Genomic DNA, 21,739 nt, shown 5'->3' on the forward strand with positions numbered 1-21,739 from the left:
CCGGTTCTTACTGACCGGAAGGGATCTGCTGAGTAATGCAGTGAATATTGCCACCGCCCAGCAGGATCTCGCGAGCCGGTACGCCGATCACGGTATGCTCGGGGAAGATCTCTTCCAGAATGCGCTGGGCTTCGCCATCGGTGGCGGCATCCAGCAGCGGGTAGACGATGCGATCGTTGGTGATGAGGAAGTTCACATAGGAACCGGCCAGACGCCCTTCTGCCTCGCGCGGCACACCGCTGCCGCTCTCGACACCGGCAGACTCCTCTTCGGTGCAGAACAGCGGGCCCGGCTGGGGCAGCTTCCACACTTTCAGCTTGCGCCCCTTGGCATCGACCGCCGCTTCCAGCACCTTGAGGGCGGCCACGGAGCGGGCGTACTGGGGATCGTTCTGGTCGTCAGTCCAGTGCAGGGCCACTTCACCCGGACGCACGAAGCAGCACATGTTGTCGATGTGGCCGTCGGTTTCGTCCATATAGACGCCTTCGTCCAGCCAGATAAAGCTGGTGACGCCCAGATAGTCGCGCAGGTGAGCTTCGATCTGCGCTTTGCTCAGGTGCGGGTTGCGGTTCTCGTTGAGCAGGCACTCGGCGCTGGTCAGGCAGGTGCCTTCGCCATCGACGTGGATGGAGCCACCTTCCAGAATGAGCGGCGCGTCGTAACGAGCCATGCCGTGCTGGGCCAGCATCTGGGCCGCCACTTCCTCATCCTGATTCCACGGGGAGTAGAGACCGCCCTTGTGGCCGCCCCAGGCGTTGAAGCCCCAATCCACCCCACGGCACTCGCCGGCTGCGTTGGTGACTATGGTTGGGCCGGTATCGCGGGCCCAGCAGTCATCGCTGTCCATTTCGACCAGGGTGACGTGGGCGGGCATGATGGCGCGGGCCTGCTCCATAAACCGGGCTGGCACCCCCATAAAGACCGGGGTGGCACCGCCGATGGCATCCGCTACCTTGGCAAAAGTGGGCTGGGCGAAGCGACCGGCTTCACGCCAGTTGTCAGGGCGAAACGGCCAGATCATCCAGACGGCCTGCTGGTGCGCCCACTCGGCGGGCATGGTGAAGCCGTCAGCGGCCGGTGTGGTGTTCATGGTCTTGATGCTCATCGCAAGGCTCCTTGCATGGATTGCGGCCCCCATTTACGCCCAAAATGGCGCGGGAACCCTGAAAAATAACAGTGGGTCGCAGTGTAAGAAGTTGCGCCCCTATCCATCAAATGAATAGGATGGATTGTCCCATAAACACGGCGAATAATCCCCCCCATGAAACTGCACCAGCTCGACCTCAATCTGCTGCTCGCCTTTGACGCCCTGATGACACAAGGGAGCGTCACCCGCGCCGCCGAAGCGCTCTTTATCAGCCAGCCCGCCATGAGCCACTCCCTCAACCGGCTGCGCACTTTTATCGGCGACCCGCTTTTGGTGCGTACCCCGCAGGGGATGCTGCCGACCCCGCGCGCCCAGCGGCTGCATCTCGGGGTACAGCAGGCGCTACGGCTGCTGGAGCAGCAGCTCTGGGAGGAGGAGGAGTTTGAGCCGATCCATTCCAGGCGCCGTTTCGTGCTCTGCACCACAGATTACGTGGAGTGCGTGCTGATCCCGCCGCTTATTCAGCGGCTCAGACGGCTGGCGCCGGGGGTCACCATCGAGATCCGCATCCTGCGCGACACCCTGCCCGAAGCCGAGCTGGCAAGTGGCGAGATCGATCTGGTGCTGGGCTTTGACGAGTACATGCAGGTGCCGGGGTATCTGGGCAAAGAGACCTGGCTCACCGAGCCGCTGGCCGGACTGGTGCGCGCCGATCTGCCCATTGCCAAATCGGCCCCTGCCGGCGCCGAGGATGACCCCTCCCGATGGCAGGAGCGCATCACCTTGCCGCAGCTCATCGCTATGCCCCATGTGTTCCACTCGCCGCTCGGCACCTCGGAGGCGAGCCTCGACCGCTATCTGAAGAGTCAGGGCTTTAGCCGCACCATCTCGGTCAACAGCCAGAGCTATATGTCCGCCGCCGCCATCGTCAGCCAGAGCGATCACCTGCTGGTGCTGCCCAGCATGGTGGCCGAGCTGCTTGCCACCCACTGGCCGCTGAAAAGCCTGCCGCTACCCGCAGACGTGCCGGATTATCACCTCAACTGCGTCTGGCACCCCGTTCACGCGCAGCAACCCGCGCTGGTATGGCTGAAAGATTTGATGAAGGAGCTGGTGGGGCCGAGGTAAGACCGCTGCGTCTGGCATGCCCAACAAGCCGCTGTGGAACGTGCTTGCTGGCGGAGCATGTGGCCCAAACCGAACCTCGATCAATTTCCTCTCCCTTTGGGAGAGGGTTAGGGTGAGGACTGCTCCCTCCCCCTCATCCCCAGCCCTTCTCCCGCAAGGGGAGAAGTGAGCCGTTACGCCACAACTTGCAACATTGCGGACAGCCAATCTGCTTGGCTAATTACCCATACGTTCAAAAACTTATCGCCATCTGCTTATCAACCAATCCAGCTGACCACGCTCGAATCCGGCAATGAACGCTGGGTGACCAACCAAATCCCGACTGCACCTCGATCTGTCCCCTCTCCCTTTGGGAGAGGGCTAGGGTGAGGGAGTTCCCTCCCCCTCATCCCCAACCCTTCTCCCGCAAGGGGAGAAGGGAGCCTTTACGCCACAATTTGCTGCATCGCGGACAGCCAATCTGCTTGGCTGATTACCCATACGTTCAAAAACTTATCGCCATCTGCTTATCAACCAATCCAGCTGACCACGCTCGAATCCAGCAACGAACACACTAGTGATCAGCCAAATCCCGACTGCACCTCGATCTGTCCCCTCTCCCTTTGGGAGAGGGTTAGGGTGAGGGGAAACGACGCTCAACCGGAAAACACAAGGGAAGCTGGCTATATCTATAGGGCCAAACAGAACTGGAGCCCTTTATGGAAAGCAACCACTTTGCCAAGCGACTGAGACGGGATGCCACGCTGGCAGAACAGAAACTGTGGCAACAGTTGCGCAATCGCCGTCTGGCGGGCGTGAAATTTCGCCGCCAAATGCCAATTGGCCCCTATGTGGTGGATTTCATCTGCCTTGAACAGGGATTGGTCATCGAAGTGGATGGCTCGCAACATGGCGAGCAAGTGAACCAAATACATGACGAGGCTCGAACGGCCTATCTCAACCAGCAGGGATTTCAGGTGATAAGAGTGTGGAATAACGATGTGCTAGGCAGGCTCAATGCAGTGCTGGATTTTATCCGGCTCTCATTACGTCAGGCTGATTGACCCTTCTCCCCTCAATTCACAAAGTGAAAACGGGAGAAGGGGAAACACAATCCAGTGCCTACTTACGCCCGCAGGGCCCGCATCAGCTGGGCGACTACGTCGTCGAGCAGGGGACGGTCGGGGCGGCACTGGGCGAAGGTGACCAGCCCTTGCAGGTTGATCAGCAGCAAGGCGGTGAGGGTGCGGATATTACTATCCGGGGCCAGTTCGCCCTTTGCCTGCGCTTGCGTCAGCAACTCGGCCAGATCCTGCTCCAGCTCGCCATAGATGACCTTGACCCGCAGGGTCAGCTCTTCATCTTGCTCGCTCAACTCCATCATGGTGCGGGTCACCAGACAGGAGCCGCAGAGCGCCTCCCCCACAATCCGGTCTAGATAGGCAGCAAGGCCCGCCAGCGGGCTCGGGTTGTCGAGCAGGGAACGGCGCAGGGTGCGTTTGCCCTCGACATAGTGATCCACCGCAGCCAGCAGCAGGCCGCGCTTGTTGCCGAAGGCGCCGTAAATGCTGCCCGGATGCAGGCCGGTGGCGGCCACCAGCTCCTGCATGGTGGTCTTGGCGTATCCCTTGGCGCGAAACGCTTCCATGGCATTTCGCAGCACCTCGTCCCGATCAAACTCGGCTATGCGCATGGTTCCTCCCGTGGGAAATGGTTCACCGGCAAGTGGCAACAAGGCCCGCCGATAAAGAGTGGCTGGAAAGGGCGGCAAGTTTACCCCAGCCGCCTGCTCGGGCCAACCTTCTTGAACGCACATTCAAAAAAAGCTTGCGCCCGACGCAAAAAACGTCTTGAATGCACGTTCAAGAATAACCCGTTCAGGACAACCTATCATGAATACCCTGTTTCAGCCGTATCGCCTTAATGACACTCTGACCCTGGCCAACCGCTTCATGATGGCCCCGCTCACCCGCTGCATGGCAGGCCCCGGTCTGGTGCCGACCGAGCAGATGGCTGCCTATTACGGCCGCCGCGCCGACATCGGCCTGATTGTCTCCGAGGCCGTCATCATTCGCCCCGATGCGCAGGGCTATCCCAATACCCCGGGTCTGTTCACCCAGGCACAGATCGATGGCTGGAAGAAGGTAACCAGCGCGGTGCACGCCAAGGGCGGCAAGATCTTCGCCCAGCTGTGGCACGTCGGTCGCCTCTCCCACCCCTTCTTCCATCAGGGCGAAGTGCTGGCCCCCTCTGCCGTGGCCCATGAGGGCACCATGCCACGCATGCGCGAGCTGACCTATCTGGTGCCGCGCGCCCTGACCGAAGCCGACATCGCCCAGCTGGTAGAGGATTACGCGACTGCCGGTGCCAACGCCATCGAGGCGGGTTTTGACGGAGTGGAGATCCATGGGGCCAACGGCTACCTGATCGACCAGTTCCTGCACCACTCCACCAACCTGCGCAGCGACAACTACGGCGGCAGCCCGGAAAAGATGAGCCGTTTCGCGCTGGAAGTGGTCGATGCCATCAGCGCCCGCATCGGCGGTGATCGGGTTGGCATTCGCCTCTCCCCCGGTGCCTATGTCCATCTGGCGGGCAGCCCGGAAGATCGCGCCGTGTTCGACTACCTGCTGGCCAAGCTCAACGATCGCCCGCTGGCCTACATCCACCTCGGCATCTTCGATGACAACCTCACCTTCGATTATCTGGGTGGCCGCGCTTCCGATTATCTGCGCGCCAACTACAAGGGCAATCTGGTCGGGGTGGGCAACTACGACGCCGAGCGCGCCGCCGTGGCCATCGAGGCCAACCGCTTCGATCTGATAGCCATCGGTCGCCCGCTCATCGCCAACCCGGACTACCTCACCAAGGTGAAGAAGGGCGAAGCGCTGGTGCCCTACGCCGACACCATGCTGGCTGAGCTGGTATAACCGCTCCGCCATCGCCAGACGACAGGCAATAAAAAACGAGGGGAGCTGTTGCTCCCCTCGTGCTATCTACTTGTGCTACCGTTCAGCCAGCTTTTGCCATCACGGCAACCTGCTCAGGTGCGAAATCAGGTGCGAAACAAGGCCTCAATGGAGAGCCCCTGGCTAAGCAGGATCTCCCGCAGACGGCGCAGCCCCTCGACCTGGATCTGGCGCACCCGCTCGCGGGTCAGGCCAATCTCGGCACCGACATCCTCCAAAGTGGCAGGCTCATAGCCCAGCAGGCCGAAACGGCGGGCCAGCACTTCACGCTGCTTGGGATTCAGCTCTTCCAGCCAGTGCACTATGCTGGCGCGCATGTCGTCATCCTGGGATTCCAGTTCAGGCCCCATGCCACGCTCGTCGGAGATAACATCCAGCAGCGCCTTGTCGCGATCGCCGCCGATGGGAGTATCCACCGAGGTGATCTTCTCGTTGAGTTTGAGCATGCGGTTCACGTCGGCAACCGAACGATCCAATGCAAAGGCAATATCCTCGGCAGTGGGTTCGTGATCGAGACGATGGGAGAGCTCGCGCGCGGTGCGCAGGTAAACGTTTAACTCCTTGACCACATGAATGGGCAGGCGAATGGTGCGGGTCTGGTTCATGATGGCCCGCTCTATGGTCTGGCGGATCCACCAGGTGGCATAGGTGGAGAAACGGAAGCCGCGCTCAGGGTCGAACTTTTCGACCGCACGGATAAGACCGAGGTTGCCCTCTTCGATAAGATCCAGCAGCACCAGGCCGCGGTTGTTGTAGCGACGGGCGATTTTCACCACCAGACGCAGGTTGGACTCGATCATGCGCTTGCGGGCTGCTTTGTCACCCCGCAAGGCACGACGGGCGTAGTAGACTTCCTCTTCGGCAGTAAGCAGCGGGGAGAAACCTATCTCCCCCAGATAGAGTTGCGTGGCATCCATCACCTTGTTCAGTTCCGGTGCCAGCAACTCATCGGAGATAGTCTCTTCTGCCTCGGCAGTGACCTCCTGCAACCCTTCTGCTTCTACCTCATCGTCATCCTCATGGGAATGAGACTCAGCGTCAAACTCTAACTCTGCATCCTGCATTACCAGTTGTTCTTGGCTCATGGTGTGTCTCCCTGACGTTACCAGAGTAAGACTCGATCTCTGGGGTTAACGCTTTGGCAAATAGCTCATCGGATTGATCGACTTGCCCCGGTACCGGATCTCGAAATGCAATCGCACATCCGGCGCGTCCGTGCTACCCATATTGGCAATCACCGAGCCCCCCTTGACGCTATCCCCTTCTTTCACCCGCAACTCATCGTTGTGAGCGTAGGCGGAGAGATAGTCATCATCATGCTTGAGGATGATCAGCTTGCCGTACCCCCTTAAAGCGCTACCGGCGTATACCACCTTGCCGCTGCTGGCCGCGTAGACGGGTTGCCCCTTCTGGCCTGCTATGTCGATCCCCTTGTTACCCTGTTCTGCAACAGAGAAACCCTCGACGATCCGGCCTTTTGCGGGCCAGTGCCAAACAAGTTTCGACTGGGAGTTGCTTGTTTTTTGTTCTTTGACCTGAGCGTATTCTTTCGGTGCTGCCGGAGCAACGGATTTCTGCGAAATGAATGGCGTGGTCTGACCTGACCCACTTGGCTCAGCCAGCGGACGTGGCCCACTGCTCTGCTGGCTCACGGCTACCGGCGTCACAGTGACCGGACGAGTCGCCGCGACCATCTGGGTCGAACCACCACCAGCAGACTGGACGTTAAGCACCTGACCCGGCTGCAACGCATAGGGGGCACTCAAATTGTTGCTCTGTGCCAGTGTTTGCGGCGCCATACCAAACTGGCGGCCGATACTGCTCAGGGTATCGCCCCGACGCACCTCATAGGTGCTGGCACTTCTGCTGGCGGTGGTCACAGAGCTGGATGAATCAAACCGCAGCCGCTGACCCGGATAGATGTTATAGGGGGGGCTGATGTTGTTGAGACTGGCCAGCGAGGGGACATCGCTACCGGAATTGAATGCGATGGAGTAGAGGGTATCCCCTTTCTTGACTACATAGCCACCACCCTGAATGGGGGCTCCCCCTTGAACTCCACCCTGGCGAGCCGGGATGGTCGAGACGAACTGATCATCACCGACACCGTCCACTGGAGCTGCCGTTTTACTGGAAGCACAGGCAAGCAACAGCCATGACAACACCACAACACAGCTTCCTTGCCAAATAGGCGAACGCATAATGGATCCTTAACGACTAAACCAGAAATAGGCCACAACGGCCAGACCAATACAGAGCCAACCGAGCACATCTACATAGTGCATCAGTTTGCGTTCCATCTTTTCACCGCCCCAACGCATCAGGCCCGCAACCAGGAAGAAACGCATGCCACGACCGATAAGGGAGGTGATGATGAAGGGCAGCAGAGCCATTTGCAACAACCCTGCTGTCACGGTAAACACCTTGTAGGGGATAGGGGTGAAGCTGGCAATGAAGATGACCCAGATACCCCACTGTTCAAACCAGTGGCGGGCGATCTCGATCTTGCCCTGATAGCCAACAGACTCCACCAGTGGCAGCACCACCGGATCCCACAGGGCATAGCCAAGGGCGTAACCAAACAGGGCGCCCAGCACCGAAAAGGTCGTTGCCAACCCGGCGTAATGCCACGCTTTCTGGGGCTTGGCGAGCGCCATGGGCGCCAGCATCACATCCACCGGGATCGGCCAGAACACTGACTCGATGAAGGCGATAATAGAGAGATACCAGGGGGCATACTTGTGGCGCGCCCACTGCATTACCAATACATACAAACGGGAAAACAACTTCACTCAACATCTCCGTCGATCAGGGGAACAAAACGGACCGGCTCCAGAATACGACTGGTCAACTGGGAGCCGGACCGTTCAATCAATTGCAAGGTTTGCTGGCTGTCGCCCACCGGCAACACCAGTCGGCCACCTTCAGCCAGCTGGTCGGTCAGCGCGGTCGGAATTTCACTCGCCGCAGCCGTCACCAAAATGGCGTCATAAGGCCCCTTGTTGGCCCACCCCAGCCAGCCGTTGCCGTGCTTGGCCGAGACATTGTGCAGATCGAGCTGGCGCAATCGGCGTCTGGCCAAAAATTGCAACGACTTGATCCGCTCCACGGTATAAACATGCTCCACCAGATGGGCGAGAATGGCCGTCTGGTAACCGGAGCCAGTGCCGATTTCCAGCACATGGGCCGGATTATTTTGCATCAGCAATTCAGTCATTCGCGCCACCATATAGGGCTGCGAAATGGTCTGACCGTGGCCAATGGGCAGCGCCGTGTTGTCCCACGCCTTGTGCGCCATGGCTTCGTCCACAAACAGCTGGCGCGGCACTTTCGCAATCGTCGCCAGCACGCGAAAATCACGAATATCCTGCGCAATAAGCTGATTTAACAGGCGCTGTACTATCACACCCTCATCCCTGCAGATCTAACCAGGCTCCCAGACCGGCGAGACTGTCATAGGCAGTCATATCGATGGTCAGGGGAGTAATCGAGACATAACCCTGCTCGATGGCAGCAAAGTCGGTACCTTCTCCAGCATCCTGCTGGCTGCCTGGCGGGCCAATCCAGTAGATCGGCTGGCCACGGGGATCCTCGGTGCGGATCACCGACTCCGCCCGGTGGCGATTGCCAAGGCGGGTGGTCTTGATCCCCTTGATCTGCGCGAGGGGCAAGTCCGGCACGTTGACGTTGAGGATCTGATCGGCAGGCAGCGGGTGCTTCATCAGCCCCTTCACCAGCAGGGCCGCATAGTGGGCCGCCGTGGCGAAGTGGGTCTTGCCCACCAGCGAAATGGCGATGGAGGGGTAGCCAAGATGGCGCCCCTCGGTGGCCGCCGCAACAGTCCCCGAGTAGATGACATCATCCCCCAGATTGGCGCCGTGATTGATGCCAGCCACCACCATGTCCGGTTCCGGGCGCACCAGCTCGTTGACCGCCAGATGCACGCAGTCGGTCGGCGTGCCCTTCACCGCATAGTAACCGCTTTCGTTGAGGCGGGTGACCCGCAGCGGTACTTCCAGCGTCAGGGAGTGACTCGCGCCACTGCGGTTGCGATCCGGCGCCACCACAATGACCTCACCACAGGCGCGCAGCGCCTCGCTGAGGGCAGCAATGCCCTCGGCATGTACACCATCATCATTACTGACCAGAATTCGCATCGGTCTGATTCCTGAAACCATGATCGGCCTCTTCGGCCAGCATTAACTCGCGCACCACGCTGGTGGCAAACGCGCCTGCCGGCAGGAAGAAGGATAGGGTCAGCGCCTCGCCATCCAGCTGCCAGCTCATCTGCTCCGGCTTGAGCAGCAACGGGCGGCGATCCTGATCCAGCCCGGCTTTCTCCAGCCCATCACACCATTCGGCATACGGGGCCAACACAGCCTGTTCAAACTCGGCAGCGGCGCCCTGGCTGGCCAGACGGCCACGGCCCCACTGGGGTGCGGTGAGCTGTACGTCGCCGGAGGCGAGGCGGGCCGCCAGCTCAGGGGTGACGCTCTCTTCGCTGAAGATGGAGTGGCTGCCCTTGAGCATCACGCAATCACCGGCCAGCAGCTGATGGGCCAGCCCCTGCTCGATGCGGGCGCTGACAATGGCGTTGAACAGCATGCTGCGGGCGGCAGAGAGGTAGAGGGAGCGCTTGTTGCGATCCTTGATCCGCTTGCCAGCGAACATCGCCTTGGCCGCTTCCAGGTTGTTGCCATCGCGGCCAAACCGCTGCTCACCATAATAATTGGGGACGCCCTCAGTGGCGATGGCCTGCAGGCGATCTTCCAGCGCCTCGGCCTGGCTGACACCGGTCAAGCGCAGGGTGAAGTGGTTGCCCTTGAGGTAACCCACCCGCAGCTTCTTGTTGTGGCGCTTGGCTTGCAGGATCTTGATACTGGCACTCTCGATGACCGACAAGTCCGGTTCAGCCTTGCCCGGCAGGTGAATGCCGAACCACTGCTCGGTGACCGCGTGGCGATCCTTGAGGCCCGCCCAGCTCACCGCATTGCGGTTGACCCCGGCCGCATCGGCCAGCAGACCTGCCACCCAGGCAGTGTTCTCGCCGGTTTTGCGCACCCGGACGAAGATATGCTCCCCTTCCCCGCAGGGCTCGAAACCAAGATCTTCATTCACTACGAAATCGGCTGCCTCAGCCTTGAGGATACCGCGGGCAGTGGGTGCCCCGTGCAGATAGGCAAGTTGTTCCAGCATTATTGTTTCACCAGTAGGACGACGGCTTCGGTGGCGATCCCTTCCTTGCGCCCCGTAAACCCAAGCTGTTCGGTGGTGGTCGCCTTGACGTTCACCCGGTTCAAATCACATTGCAGATCGGCGGCCAGCACGGCGCACATGGCGTCGATATGGGGAGCCATTTTGGGAGCCTGAGCAATGATGGTGACATCCAGATTGCCGATGGCATAACCCGCTTGCTGTACCCGGGCAAACACGTCCCGCAGCAGGATACGACTGTCGATCCCCTTGAACTCGGCAGCGGTATCGGGGAAGTGACGGCCGATGTCACCGGCACCGATGGCCCCCAGCAGGGCATCGCTTACCGCGTGCAGCACCACGTCGCCGTCGGAGTGGGCTATCAGCCCCTGCTCGTAGGGAACCGGCACCCCGCCCAGCATGCAGGGGCCTTCCCCACCAAACTTGTGGACATCAAAACCATGACCGATACGCATCATACCTGGCATCCTCCACACATGCAGGGAAGGCCCCCGTCACACTGGTGCACCTCAATACCCTGTCCAATCCGGACCATGTCAGCTCCTTTAGTCACTGCTCTTGCAAAAATGGCTTATGCCTGCTGGCTTAGAAACAACCCCGCCAAAGAGAGATCCTCCGGCCGGGTCACTTTGATATTGTCGGCGCGCCCTTCCACCATCCGCACGGTGAATCCGGCCCGCTCCATGGCGGACGCCTCATCGGTGATGGTGGCCCCCAGCAGCAAGCCCTCTTCCAGCGCCCGTTGCAGGGTGCGGGTCGGGAACATCTGCGGCGTCAGGGCATGCCAGAGCTGCTCGCGCTCGACGGTGGCGATGATATTGCCCTCGCTATCGCTGCGCTTCATGGTATCGCGCACCCGACTGCCAAGAATGGCGCCACCGCAGCCCATGGCTGCGGCAATCAGCGCATCGAGATCACCGTGGGTCAGGCAGGGGCGAGCCGCATCGTGCACCAGCACCCACTCCCCTTGCGCCACATGAAGACCATTGAGGACAGAAAAGGCGCGCTCGGCGCCTCCCTCTACCCGCACAATGCGCGGGTCAGCCGCCACGGGCAGGGCCTCGAACCAGCGATCATGGGGCGCCAGTGCCACTATCACCTGTGTGATGGCGGGGTGAGAGAGCAGCCGCGCCAGGGTATGTTCGAGAATGGTTTTACCCGCCAGTTGCAGGTACTGCTTGGGGCAATCGGCCCCCATTCGGCTACCGATGCCGGCGGCAGGGACGATCGCCGTCAGGCCGAATACCCGGCTGGCATCAGTCATCGTAGGGCTCATCGTCCGGCGTCGTCTCTTTGTCTTTCTCTTTGGGGATGATCCGGTAGAAGGTCTCCCCCTGCTTGATGTAACCCAGATCGTTGCGCGACAGCTCCTCGATGGCCGCAAGGCCAGAGGTGAGATCATCTATCTCGCGGTAGATGAGGTCGTTACGATCCTTGAGAGTCTGGTTGTCCCGCTGTTGCTGCGAGATGGCCTCCGACAGGTTCTGATAATCGGATAGCCCGTTCTTCCCCAGCCAGAGGTCATATTGCAGTCCCCCCAGCAGGAGGATCAGGATCAGGGTGAATAGCCGCATGCACTAGGTCTCCTTCAGGCGGCCTAGTGTCCCATATTCGGTGGCAAGACAAAAGAAAGCCAGCACCCCTGAGCCACCGGCCGAACAGAAAAAAGTGCCCAAGAGTGAATCAGATAGCGCAAAGCCCCGCCAAACCGGTACAAGGATGGCCAACCAGGGCGCTCCTTGTCCGGGGGCGGGGCTCTCAATCAGAAAGCGGTAAAGGGGATCAGTTCACCGCGACCGGCTCTCCCACGCTCTCGGCAGGGGTATTAAACTCCTCCTCTGCCTCGCGGAAACGCTCCAGCATCGCCTTCGAAGGGGCCTCGCTCAGCAGACTGCCCACCACGATAGCCAGCAGCGCGAACAGGAAGCCCGGGATGATTTCATACAGCCCCAGCCAGCCGAACTGCTTCCAGACGATGACGGTGATGGCACCGACCAGCATACCTGCCAGTGCGCCGTTGCGGGTCATGCGCGGCCACAGCACCGAGAGCAGCACCACGGGGCCGAAGGCGGCACCGAAACCGGCCCAGGCGTAGCTCACCAGCCCCAGTACCCGGTTCTCCGGATTCATGGCGACGGCGATGGCAATCACCGAGATCAGCAGCACCATCAGCCGCCCCACCCACACCAGCTCACGCTGGGAGGCATTCTTGCGCAGGAACGGCTTGTAGAGATCCTCGGTGATGGCGCTGGAGCAGACCAGCAACTGGCAGCTCAGGGTACTCATCACCGCCGCCAGAATGGCGGAGAGCAGCACACCGGCGATCCAGGGGTTGAACAGGATCTTGGAGAGCTCGATAAAGACCCGCTCCGGGTTGCCGGTCACCCCAGCCGCCACTTCCGGGAAGCGGGCAAAGTAGGCCAGCCCGAAGAAGCCGATGGCCACCGCGCCAGCGAGGCAGAACACCATCCAGGTCATGCTGATGCGACGGGCATTGGCCATGGAGTGGTGGGAATCTGCCGCCATGAAGCGGGCCAGAATGTGGGGCTGACCGAAGTAGCCAAGGCCCCAAGCCATCAGCGAGACAATGGCGATCAGATCCAGATTCTTGAACATGTCGAGGTTGGTGGCGCTCTTGGCGGCCACTTCGATCATGGCGCTATCCACCCCACCGACGGCGATGATGACGAACACCGGGGTCAGGATCAGGGCGAAGATCATCAGGGTCGCCTGCACCGTATCGGTCCAGCTCACCGCGAGGAAGCCGCCGAAGAAGGTGTAGGTGATGGTAGCGGCGGCACCGACCCAGAGGGCGGTGTTGTAATCCATGCCGAAGGTGCTCTCGAACAAACGGGCACCGGCCACCACGCCGGAGGCGCAATAGATGGTGAAGAACAGCAGGATCACCAGCGCTGAGAGAATGCGCAGCACCTTGCTGTGATCTTCAAAGCGATAGGTGAAGTAGTCCGGCAGGGTCAGGGCGTTGCGGTTCTTCTCGGTATGTACCCGCAGGCGGCCCGCCACCCAGCGCCAGTTGAGGTAGGCGCCGATAACGAGGCCGATGGCGATCCAGCTCTCGGAGATGCCGCTGACGAAGACGGCGCCGGGCAGCCCCATCAGCAGCCAACCGCTCATGTCAGAGGCACCGGCAGAGAGGGCGGTGACCCAGCTCCCCATCCGGCGGCCGCCAAGAATGTAGTCATCAAAGTTGCGGGTGGCGCGATAGGCGACGAAGCCGATCAGCACCATTCCGAGGATATACACCAGGAAGGTGATTAACATGGGTGTGCTAGCTGTCATGCAAAACTCCGTTTTGTGTCATTTTCTGCCCGCTCTGGTGACGGGCTCATCCCTAAAAAACCGGCCTAGCTTAATCAGCCGTTCGCGCCAGCTCAACCATTTTTAACAAACACAAAACACAATAAAAACCTTTGCGCATCAAATCATCTGCCGCATCAAGAGGATGGCGCCAGATTTTCTGCCGTGGCAGTGGTGGCCATATCGCCGCGTCAGCGGCTATTGAGCGTTATGTTTTCACATTTTGTTACTCTCCATTTTTTACAAGCCTGCGCCACGCTCCTACACTCCCTGCCCTGTCTCATTACACCAGCCAGAGGTCGGCGCCATGTCATCCCATCTATCACACCTGCGAACCCTCGCCCGCCGCCTTCATCCGGTGGAAGAATCAGGTCACCTCATCCGACGGGCCAAGTATGTGGGGCGTCTCTGGCTCAATTCCGGCGCCCGCGCCCTTTATCGCCAGCAACAGGAGCAGCCGCTGCTGGCGCAGGCGATCAGCCGTTTCCCCGATATTCTGGAAAAGCCGATCCACCCCTATCGCCACAAGGGGCTGGGCAAGAGGCTGCGAGCCGGGCTTATAAGCGGTCACTACCAGCAACTGGCCCGCCAGTTGCCCAAAGCGCAACAACTGGCGATCTACAGCGGGCGCGGCCTGCTGCTGGCCCAGTGGCAGAGCGACAAGCTGACAGCACCGCTGACCCTGCAACTGGATTACCAAACCCACATGGGCAAAGAGGGGGAGATGAGCCTGACCCTCAAGCTGGGTGACGCGGCGCTCTATTACATGGCCCTCAATCTGCGCCCCGCACCGACCCCGACTCTCGAGATCTGCTCGTTGCAAGGCGGCAAGGGGCTGGGCGAGGAGATCAAGCAGGTCACCAAGGCCTGCGGCGGGCTGCGCCCCATGTCCCTGCTGGTCTATATGGCCGCCGAGCTGGCCCGGGGGCTAGGGTGCAAGAGTCTGCTCGGGATCCGCACCCAGAGCCACATCTACCAGAGCAGCAAGCGCACCGCCGATCGGGTCAAGTTTGATCTCGACGGCTTGTGGCAGGAGCATCAGGGCAGCGTGCTGGATGAACTCTGGCTGAGCCTGCCGCTGGAGGTGCCCCGCAAGACGCTGGAGGAGATCCCCTCCCGCAAGCGGGCCAGCTACAAGGGGCGCTATCAGCTGCTCGATCAGCTCGGCAGCGAGCTACAGGCAAATCTGCTGCCAAGCTGAGTCAGGCCAGCAGAAACAAAAAGGGCGAACAGCATGCTGTTCGCCCTTTGTCATGACGGGGATCGGCCTTAGCGGTTGATCGCCATCGGCATGCCATTGCGCTGCTCCAGCGCCTGCTTCACCAGCTGGGAGTCGCTGTCGGCGTGAGCGATGAAGCGAGTCACCGCCGGGGTCATCGGCAGCGGCGCCGGCAGCTTGGAGTTGAACTCCTCCTCGCTGCGCGAAAGCGGCTGGTGCACTTCCAGATAACGGTGACCATCCTGTTCCACAGAGGCCTTGATCGGCTGGTTGACGAACTGAACGCGCGTGCCGACCGGTACCTGCTGGAACAGGTAGGCGATGTCGTCGTTACGCAGACGCACGCAACCGTGGCTCACCCGCAGGCCGATGCCGAAGTTGGCATTGGTGCCGTGGATGGCGTACATCTTGCCGATATAGAGGGCGAACAGCCCCATGGGATTGTCCGGACCCGCCGGCCAGACCGCGGGCAGACTCTTGCCATTGGCGGCATATTCGGCATGCATCTTGGCGGTCGGGGTCCAGGTCGGGCCCGCTTTCTTGCGCTGCACGCTGGTCACCCAGTTCTCCGGGGTGTCGGTGCCGAGCTGGCCGATGCCGATGGGCAGCACTTCCACCACTTTTTTACCCTTGGGGTAGTAGTAGAGGCGCATTTCGGCCACGTTGAGCACCAACCCTTCCCGGGGGGCATCCGGCAGGATCAGCTGCTGGGGGATCACCAGCTTCTGACCAGCCTGTACCAGCAGCGGATCCGCATCGGGGTTGGCTTCGGTCATGTTGGTGAGCCCCAACTGGAATTTGGCCGCAATGGCCTCCAGCGGCTGGCCGTTCTCTTCAGCCGTCACCACGTATTGCAGATTTTCACCCACCAGACGGCTGTTGGCCGCCGGCAGAACATATTCAACAGCGAAAACCGGCGCAGCGGTCAGCAGCAGGCTGTAGCAGAGTGTTGCCACACTATTGCGAAGGATCTTCATAACTTTCCCATGATGGTGACTTGAAGTGACATCTCAGGGCTAACGGCTGATCAGCGGGGGATCAGGGGCGCGAAGAGAAGGCCGCCATTTTTCTCCTCTGCACGGCAAATTTCAACCGACAAGTAGCGATGGGTCGATGATTAATATACGGATTTTTCCGCATCCTCGACCCACCCGGTTTCCTTGCTTATCCCCGTTGCCAGCCACGCATGTCGTAACCTGTAGGAGATTGATGCAACCGCAGATGAAATTGCTCAATGACGGCAAAGATATGGTCGAAAATATCGGCCTGGATCCCTTCGTAATCGGCCCATGCAGTGGTCGCGGTGAAGCAGTAAATCTCCAGCGGCAGGCCGTCGGAAGTGGGCGCCAGCTGGCGCACCATCAGGGTCATCTCCTTGCGAATGCCGGTGTGGGCACGCAGGTAGGCATCCAGATAGGCGCGCAGGGTACCGAGGTTGGTGAGGTGGCGGCCATTGATGGGGCAGCTCAAGGCATCGCTCAGCTGCTGGTTGTAGGCACTCAGCTCTTGCTCCTTGCGGCTGAGATAGGGTGCCAACAGTTGCGCCTGCTTGAGCTGCAACTGCTCATCGGCAGTCAGAAAGCGCACGCTGGTCATGTCGATATTGACGCTGCGCTTGATACGGCGGCCGCCCGATTCGGTCATCCCCTGCCAGTTCTTGAAAGAATCCGAGATCAGCGCATAGGTGGGAATGGTGGTGATGGTCTTGTCCCAGTTCGACACCTTGACGGTGGTGAGGCCGATGTCGGTCACCTCGCCATCGGCGCCGTACTTGTCCATCTGCAGCCAGTTGCCGACACTCAGCATCCGGTTGGCGGAGAGCTGGATCCCCGCCACCAGCCCGAGAATGGGATCCTTGAACACCAACATCAACACCGCGGTCATGGCACCCAGACCGCTGAACAGGAATAGCGGCGACTTGCCGAGCAGCAGGGCGATCATCAGGATGCCCACCAGAATGCTGCCTACCAGCTTGGCCCCCTGGAAGATACCGCGCAGGGGCAAATCCCGCCCAAGCCGGGTATAGCGGCTCACCGACAACACACAGTCGAGCAGGGCGAAGAAGGCCAGCAGCAGGAACAGCAGGATCCAGAACTGGGCCACCATCTCGATCAGCTTGAGGCTATCTGAGCTGCGCGGCAGCCAGATCTCCGCCTGACCAAGCAGCACGGCCCCCTGTAGCACGAAGGCGAGCCGGTTGAAGAGGCGCTGTTGCAGCTCGGGCGGCAGCCACACCTGCTTGGCCTTACCGAGGAGCCCCACCAGCCGCACCAGCAACACCCGGTGCAGCACCATGTGCAGCAGCAACGAGGTGATGACGATAAAACCCAGCGCGATCACCAGCGCCATCAGGTTGGTCACTTCCACCCCGAGGCCCGACAACCAGTTAAAAAACGCCTCTTTCATTGCTCTCTCCCGAACCTGGCAGCCGCTGGCTGCAAAAACAGTGGGGTCAGGGTACCGCTCCCCTCCCCCATGTCAAATCGGCGCACGCCAGAAACGACAACGCCCGGCACAGGCCGGGCGTTGTTTCAAAGCGAGGCTGACTTAGCAGACCAGGCTCAGGGCATCACGAGCGATGACCAGCTCTTCGTTGGTCGGGATCACCAGGGCGCAACGGCTGTCGGCGGTGGTAATGCGACCTTCGCCACCCAGTACCGCGGCGTTGTTGGCCTCTTGGTCCACCTTGAAACCGAACAGGGCCAGACGAGCCAGCACCATCTCGCGCACCATGGCGGCGTTCTCACCGATACCACCGGTGAACACCAGGGCATCCAGACGACCATCCATGGCGGCCGCATAGGCACCGACATACTTGGCAACACGGTAGGTGAACACATCCAGCGCACGCTTGGCACCGGCATCGGTGGCGTAGTTGCTGGTGACATAGCGGCAATCGCTGCTCGCTTCAGTCAGACCCAACAGACCGGATTCGCGGGTCAGGACATGGTTAATCTCGTCCACGCTGTAACCGAGCTGGTCGTGCATGAAGAACACCACAGCAGGATCGATATCGCCACTGCGGGTACCCATCGCCAGCCCTTCCAGCGGAGTCAGACCCATGGAGGTGTCAACAGACTCGCCGTTCTTGATGGCGCAAACAGAGGCACCGTTGCCCAGGTGGCAGTTAATGATGTTCAGTTCATGCAACGGCTTGCCCAGCTCCTTGGCCACTTCTTCCGCGATATAGCGGTGGGAAGTGCCGTGGGCGCCGTAACGACGAATGCCGTGTTCACGATAAAGCTTGTGCGGCAACGCATAGAGGTAAGCCTCTTGCGGCAGGGTCTGGTGGAAGGCGGTGTCGAAGACGGCCACGTTCTTCTCGGCCAACTGCGGGAACACCGTCAGGGCGGCACGGATGCCGATGAGGTGGGCCGGGTTGTGCAGCGGGGCGAACGGAATGGCCGCTTCGATACCGGCGATCACGCCGTCATCAATACGTACGGAGCGGGAGAACTGCTCGCCACCGTGCACGATGCGGTGACCGATGGCCACCAGTTGCTCGGTAAGAGTCGGATCCTGCGGCAGGATGTGACCCACGATATGGTCGAGGGCGGCCTGGTGAGCGGCACCCGCTCCCAGCATGGCTTCGCCCTTGACCCCGTGGAGTTTCCATTTGATACGTGCATCATCCAGATTGAAGCATTCGGCCAGGCCGGACAGCATGTCCTCACCTGTTTCGGCGTCCATTACGGCAAATTTCAGGGAAGAGCTACCGCAGTTAAGGATCAATACCAACTTGCTCATGTTCTACATCTTCCTGTGCTTCGGCTTTATGCCGACAGTGTCGTGTCATCCAAAAGAGGATGGGATTCCCCTGCCGGGGGCTTATGGTCGCAGGAGGGTGTGCGCCCAATTTTTAAATTCTTGCTGTTGAAAGAGTCGTAACGCATCAAGAGTGCATAGCGCTCGTTTCAATTCGCGACAGGCCAGCGCTGATCTCAAGCGACCCTGTCGTGGTCGGGTGTCTGACACCCAAGAATAGCGATCAACCGGTGATCAGCAGATCTTTATGCACCTTGACCACCAGCTTCTTGACGCGGGCGGGCTGATTGAAGGTGCAGAGCGGACGATGCAGCTCCCCTGGCCAGAAGATGGCGAAATCACCGGGCTGCAGCGCCAGATAGCTGGTCTGCTCGTCATCGACAAACCAGAGATCGGGATGGGGATGGTCGGCGCCGTCGCTCACGTAATCGTGGGGGCCCACACCAATCCACTCTTCACCGCGCAGCAGCAGCTGGATATCGAGATAGTGCTGATGGAATTCACCACGGCGATCTGCCGCTGGCTCGGTCAGATCATCGCTCACCAGACAGAACAGCTTCAGGCCATCGATCTCGGTCTTGCCGAGCGGTGCGTCACCCCAGTGAGCCACGCTCTTCACCACCTCGGCCATGATACGGGCCAGCGGGGCGGGCAGCGGCGTACGCTGCAAGGTGTTCAGGCTACCGGTGATCATGGCGTCTGTTTCCTGTTAGGTATATCTGCGTGGCATCTTTGCCAGCCAATGAAAAAGGACCTGTGACAGGTCCCTCAATAATGCCCTCTGCAATCCGTGCAAAGGGGTTTAAATCTTGTGCTGATGTTCAGCGCTCAAGCACTGTTACACACTCATCAGGTAACTGCCAAGAGGCATAGTCCCATTTTCACGGTGATCGTACCAGCTGAAACCATATTATTCACCACCCTTTCACTGTCGACTTTGACCAGACGCAAAAACGGGCGCATCAGCGCCCGTTTTTTTCGCACAACCGCATAAGAAGCGGTGTCATTCAAACCTTATTGGCGTTTTCCACCGGTTTGGCATACATGGCACGCCAGATATCTTTGTGCTCTTGGGGCACTTCCGACTGACGGGTCAGGAAGGCTGCCTGCTCGATAGTGTTGGCCTTGCCAGAGACATCGGCTGCCAGATAGTTGCTCGGGAAGAGGCGGTAGCTGCTCCAGATTGCCTTGTCGATCAGCGCGGCCAGCTCGTCCGGATCGCTAAACCCATCGCTGATGGGGGCACCAAAGGAGACGTGTACCCGCCCCTTCATGCCGACGATACCGGCGACTATGCTCTCGATATCCTCAAACTCGCCCTTCTCATAGCAGCCGTTGACCGACTTTTCATAGAGCTCGCGGGCCTTGGCCTTGTCGGTCGGATCCAGCTCATAGCTGATGCTGACCGGCACTATGTTGAGGCTGCGCATGTAATCAACGAAGTCGATCTTCTGCTTCTTGCCGTCAACGTAGAACATCTTGAGGATGGCCGGATCTGTCTTGTCATCGCCATTCTTGGCGCGCCCCTCTTTCTGGGCGATCCAGATGGAGTGACCCTCGTGCACCGAGTTGCCGATATAGGCCGACAGTTCCCCGAGCATCTTCATCATCTCGCGCGGCCCTTTGGCAGATCGCTTGACGATAAAACTCTTGTTGAGCTTCATCAGCTCGGTGGCGCAGGGCTTGCGCAGCAGGTTGTCACCGATGGCGATGCGCACGGTATCGAAACCATGGCTATGCAGCCCCCAGTTGACGAACGCCGGATCCATGGCGATGTCTCTGTGGTTGGAGACAAACAGGTAGCCCTGCTCTTTTTTCAGATGCTCGATCCCGGAGAAGGTGATCCCCTTGGTGGAGGTGGCAATCATCCGCGACATATAACGGGTCACGCCGAGCTGCACCTGACGCACAGTAGTGACCTTGGACCACTTGCGGCGCAGGAACAGGCGGATCAGCGGGCGAATGGCCCAACCCAACCAGCTCATCAGAGAACCGAAACGATATCTGGCAATGGCCCCGATAAACTCATCATCCTGGATCAGTCGTTCGATGGCGGCCGGTACTTCTTCATCGCGGTAAGGGCGAATATCCGCGAATCTATCTACGTCAGTCACAATGTCAGCCTTGCATGCTAGGGAGTCGCGGCCAACCTGCGTTGGCCGGGAGAATTCAGGGCGCGATTTTACACGCTTTTATGGCAAGGGGTATGCGGCAAGCAACAATAGTGCGATCTGATCAGTTAATTAATCAAGGCTCAACGCCAGTGCTACGGCTGCCTCGGCATGAATGGCGGTGGTGTCGTAGAGCGGCACCGCTGCTCTGGCATCGCCCACCAGCAGGGCAATCTCGGTACAGCCGAGGATCACCGCCTCGGCACCTGCGGCCGCCAGCCCCTCGATAATGGCCAGATACTCGGCGCGGGATGACTCGCGGATCTCGCCAAGGCAGAGCTCATCATAGATGATCCGGTGCACCCGCTCCCGCCCTGCTTCATCGGGCACCAGCACCGCCAACCCGAAGCACTCCTGCAAGCGCCCCTTGTAGAAATCCTGCTCCATGGTGAAGCGGGTGCCGAGCAAGCCGACTCGCGTTACCCCGTCGGCCCGCAATTTGGCAGCGGTCGCATCGGCGATATGGAGCAGCGGAATATCGATGGCCGCCTCAATCTCGGGGGCGACCTTGTGCATGGTGTTGGTGCCGATCAGCAAGAAATCGGCGCCGCCAGCCTGCAACTTGCGCGCCTCCGCCGCCAACAGGCGAGCGGTGGCGGGCCAGTCACCGGCATGCTGCAACCGCTCTATCTCGGCAAAGTCGACACTGTTGAGCAGCACTCGCGCCGAGTGCAAGCCGCCCAGCTGTGCCCGCACCCCGCGGTTGAGCGCCTGATAGTAACTGACGGTGGACTCCCAACTCATGCCACCCAGCAGACCGATACATTTCATATCAACTCCTTTCATCCCAAGGGATGGGTAGAGCCACGCCACCTTGCAGGCAAGGCAACGCGGGCGAGATAAAAAAAGGCCCCGCAGGGCCAACAAGACAGCCGGTAACGGCCCGAGT

At 60.1% G+C, this 21,739-nt stretch carries 22 protein-coding genes; 4 read left to right on the forward strand and 18 right to left on the reverse strand.

What is annotated here, in order from left to right; translation table 11 throughout:
- Nucleotides 1–7: 7 nt before the first annotated feature.
- Nucleotides 8–1,105, reverse strand: coding sequence for an agmatine deiminase (gene aguA, locus CF137_RS20820; protein ID WP_139721403.1), 1,098 nt, complete (start codon nt 1,103–1,105; stop codon nt 8–10).
- 156 nt (nt 1,106–1,261) lie between these two features.
- Between aguA and CF137_RS20825 the strand changes: the two genes are divergently transcribed.
- Entirely contained in the window at nt 1,262–2,215 is a 954-nt protein-coding gene (locus CF137_RS20825; protein ID WP_139721405.1) for a LysR family transcriptional regulator, read from the forward strand.
- A gap of 698 nt (nt 2,216–2,913) precedes the next feature.
- A complete protein-coding gene (locus tag CF137_RS20830) occupies nt 2,914–3,258 on the forward strand; it encodes an endonuclease domain-containing protein (protein ID WP_139721407.1) in 345 nt (114 codons plus the stop codon).
- Nucleotides 3,259–3,320: 62 nt separating this feature from the next.
- Here CF137_RS20830 and CF137_RS20835 read toward each other — a convergent pair whose 3' ends face one another.
- The gene (locus CF137_RS20835) at nt 3,321–3,887 is read right to left on the reverse strand and encodes a TetR/AcrR family transcriptional regulator (protein WP_139721409.1); all 567 of its coding nucleotides are present in this window, start codon (nt 3,885–3,887) and stop codon (nt 3,321–3,323) included.
- Between the two features lie 199 nt (nt 3,888–4,086).
- Between CF137_RS20835 and CF137_RS20840 the strand changes: the two genes are divergently transcribed.
- A complete protein-coding gene (locus CF137_RS20840; RefSeq protein ID WP_162515998.1) occupies nt 4,087–5,124 on the forward strand; it encodes an alkene reductase in 1,038 nt (345 codons plus the stop codon).
- A 125-nt stretch (nt 5,125–5,249) separates the two neighbouring features.
- Here the strand turns inward: CF137_RS20840 and rpoS are convergent, their stop codons facing one another.
- The 10 genes from rpoS to putP all read right to left on the reverse strand — a co-directional run bounded on the left by rpoS (nt 5,250) and on the right by putP (nt 13,677).
- Entirely contained in the window at nt 5,250–6,248 is a 999-nt protein-coding gene (rpoS, locus tag CF137_RS20845; protein ID WP_042021453.1) for an RNA polymerase sigma factor RpoS, read from the reverse strand.
- A gap of 45 nt (nt 6,249–6,293) precedes the next feature.
- On the reverse strand, nt 6,294–7,364 hold the full coding sequence (locus CF137_RS20850) for a peptidoglycan DD-metalloendopeptidase family protein (RefSeq protein ID WP_139721414.1): 1,071 nt from the start codon (nt 7,362–7,364) through the stop codon (nt 6,294–6,296).
- Nucleotides 7,365–7,373: 9 nt separating this feature from the next.
- On the reverse strand, nt 7,374–7,955 hold the full coding sequence (locus CF137_RS20855; protein WP_162515999.1) for a YqaA family protein: 582 nt from the start codon (nt 7,953–7,955) through the stop codon (nt 7,374–7,376).
- Nucleotides 7,952–8,569, reverse strand: coding sequence for a protein-L-isoaspartate(D-aspartate) O-methyltransferase (locus tag CF137_RS20860; protein WP_101319502.1), 618 nt, complete (start codon nt 8,567–8,569; stop codon nt 7,952–7,954). The genes CF137_RS20855 and CF137_RS20860 overlap by 4 nt, the downstream gene beginning before the upstream one ends.
- A 4-nt stretch (nt 8,570–8,573) precedes the next feature.
- Nucleotides 8,574–9,320 (reverse strand): 5'/3'-nucleotidase SurE, encoded by a 747-nt coding sequence (gene surE / locus CF137_RS20865; protein WP_101319504.1) that lies wholly within the window; start codon nt 9,318–9,320, stop codon nt 8,574–8,576.
- The gene (gene truD, locus CF137_RS20870; protein WP_101319506.1) at nt 9,301–10,359 is read right to left on the reverse strand and encodes a tRNA pseudouridine(13) synthase TruD; all 1,059 of its coding nucleotides are present in this window, start codon (nt 10,357–10,359) and stop codon (nt 9,301–9,303) included. Before truD ends, surE begins: the two co-directional genes overlap by 20 nt.
- Nucleotides 10,359–10,835, reverse strand: coding sequence for a 2-C-methyl-D-erythritol 2,4-cyclodiphosphate synthase (gene ispF, locus CF137_RS20875; RefSeq protein ID WP_042021443.1), 477 nt, complete (start codon nt 10,833–10,835; stop codon nt 10,359–10,361). The genes truD and ispF overlap by 1 nt, the downstream gene beginning before the upstream one ends.
- Nucleotides 10,836–10,948: 113 nt before the next feature.
- Nucleotides 10,949–11,641 carry a 2-C-methyl-D-erythritol 4-phosphate cytidylyltransferase gene (gene ispD, locus CF137_RS20880; protein ID WP_139721417.1) on the reverse strand — a complete coding sequence of 231 codons (693 nt, stop codon included), beginning with the start codon at nt 11,639–11,641 and terminating at the stop codon, nt 10,949–10,951.
- The gene (ftsB, locus tag CF137_RS20885; protein WP_068977717.1) at nt 11,634–11,951 is read right to left on the reverse strand and encodes a cell division protein FtsB; all 318 of its coding nucleotides are present in this window, start codon (nt 11,949–11,951) and stop codon (nt 11,634–11,636) included. Before ftsB ends, ispD begins: the two co-directional genes overlap by 8 nt.
- A gap of 208 nt (nt 11,952–12,159) precedes the next feature.
- Entirely contained in the window at nt 12,160–13,677 is a 1,518-nt protein-coding gene (putP, locus tag CF137_RS20890; protein WP_101319514.1) for a sodium/proline symporter PutP, read from the reverse strand.
- A gap of 325 nt (nt 13,678–14,002) precedes the next feature.
- On the opposite strand from putP, the gene CF137_RS20895 reads away from it, so the two are divergent.
- A complete protein-coding gene (locus tag CF137_RS20895) occupies nt 14,003–14,896 on the forward strand; it encodes a VirK/YbjX family protein (protein WP_139721419.1) in 894 nt (297 codons plus the stop codon).
- A gap of 68 nt (nt 14,897–14,964) precedes the next feature.
- Here CF137_RS20895 and CF137_RS20900 read toward each other — a convergent pair whose 3' ends face one another.
- From CF137_RS20900 to CF137_RS20925, 6 genes are all read right to left on the reverse strand, one after another.
- A complete protein-coding gene (locus tag CF137_RS20900; protein WP_101319518.1) occupies nt 14,965–15,891 on the reverse strand; it encodes a L,D-transpeptidase family protein in 927 nt (308 codons plus the stop codon).
- A gap of 187 nt (nt 15,892–16,078) precedes the next feature.
- On the reverse strand, nt 16,079–17,320 hold the full coding sequence (locus CF137_RS20905) for a mechanosensitive ion channel family protein (protein ID WP_101325749.1): 1,242 nt from the start codon (nt 17,318–17,320) through the stop codon (nt 16,079–16,081).
- A 141-nt stretch (nt 17,321–17,461) separates the two neighbouring features.
- Nucleotides 17,462–18,661 carry an acetate kinase gene (locus tag CF137_RS20910; protein ID WP_139721421.1) on the reverse strand — a complete coding sequence of 400 codons (1,200 nt, stop codon included), beginning with the start codon at nt 18,659–18,661 and terminating at the stop codon, nt 17,462–17,464.
- A 241-nt stretch (nt 18,662–18,902) separates the two neighbouring features.
- Nucleotides 18,903–19,373: a NanQ anomerase/TabA/YiaL family protein gene (locus tag CF137_RS20915; protein WP_139721423.1), complete on the reverse strand. Its 471-nt coding sequence runs from the start codon at nt 19,371–19,373 to the stop codon at nt 18,903–18,905.
- A gap of 313 nt (nt 19,374–19,686) precedes the next feature.
- Nucleotides 19,687–20,793, reverse strand: a complete 1,107-nt coding sequence (locus CF137_RS20920) for a 1-acyl-sn-glycerol-3-phosphate acyltransferase (RefSeq protein ID WP_101325752.1) — start codon at nt 20,791–20,793, stop codon at nt 19,687–19,689.
- A gap of 129 nt (nt 20,794–20,922) precedes the next feature.
- Nucleotides 20,923–21,621 (reverse strand): aspartate/glutamate racemase family protein, encoded by a 699-nt coding sequence (locus tag CF137_RS20925; protein WP_101348109.1) that lies wholly within the window; start codon nt 21,619–21,621, stop codon nt 20,923–20,925.
- Nucleotides 21,622–21,739 lie beyond the last annotated feature (118 nt).

The organism is Aeromonas sobria (genome assembly GCF_006243315.1).
Lineage (GTDB): Bacteria > Pseudomonadota > Gammaproteobacteria > Enterobacterales > Aeromonadaceae > Aeromonas > Aeromonas sobria_A.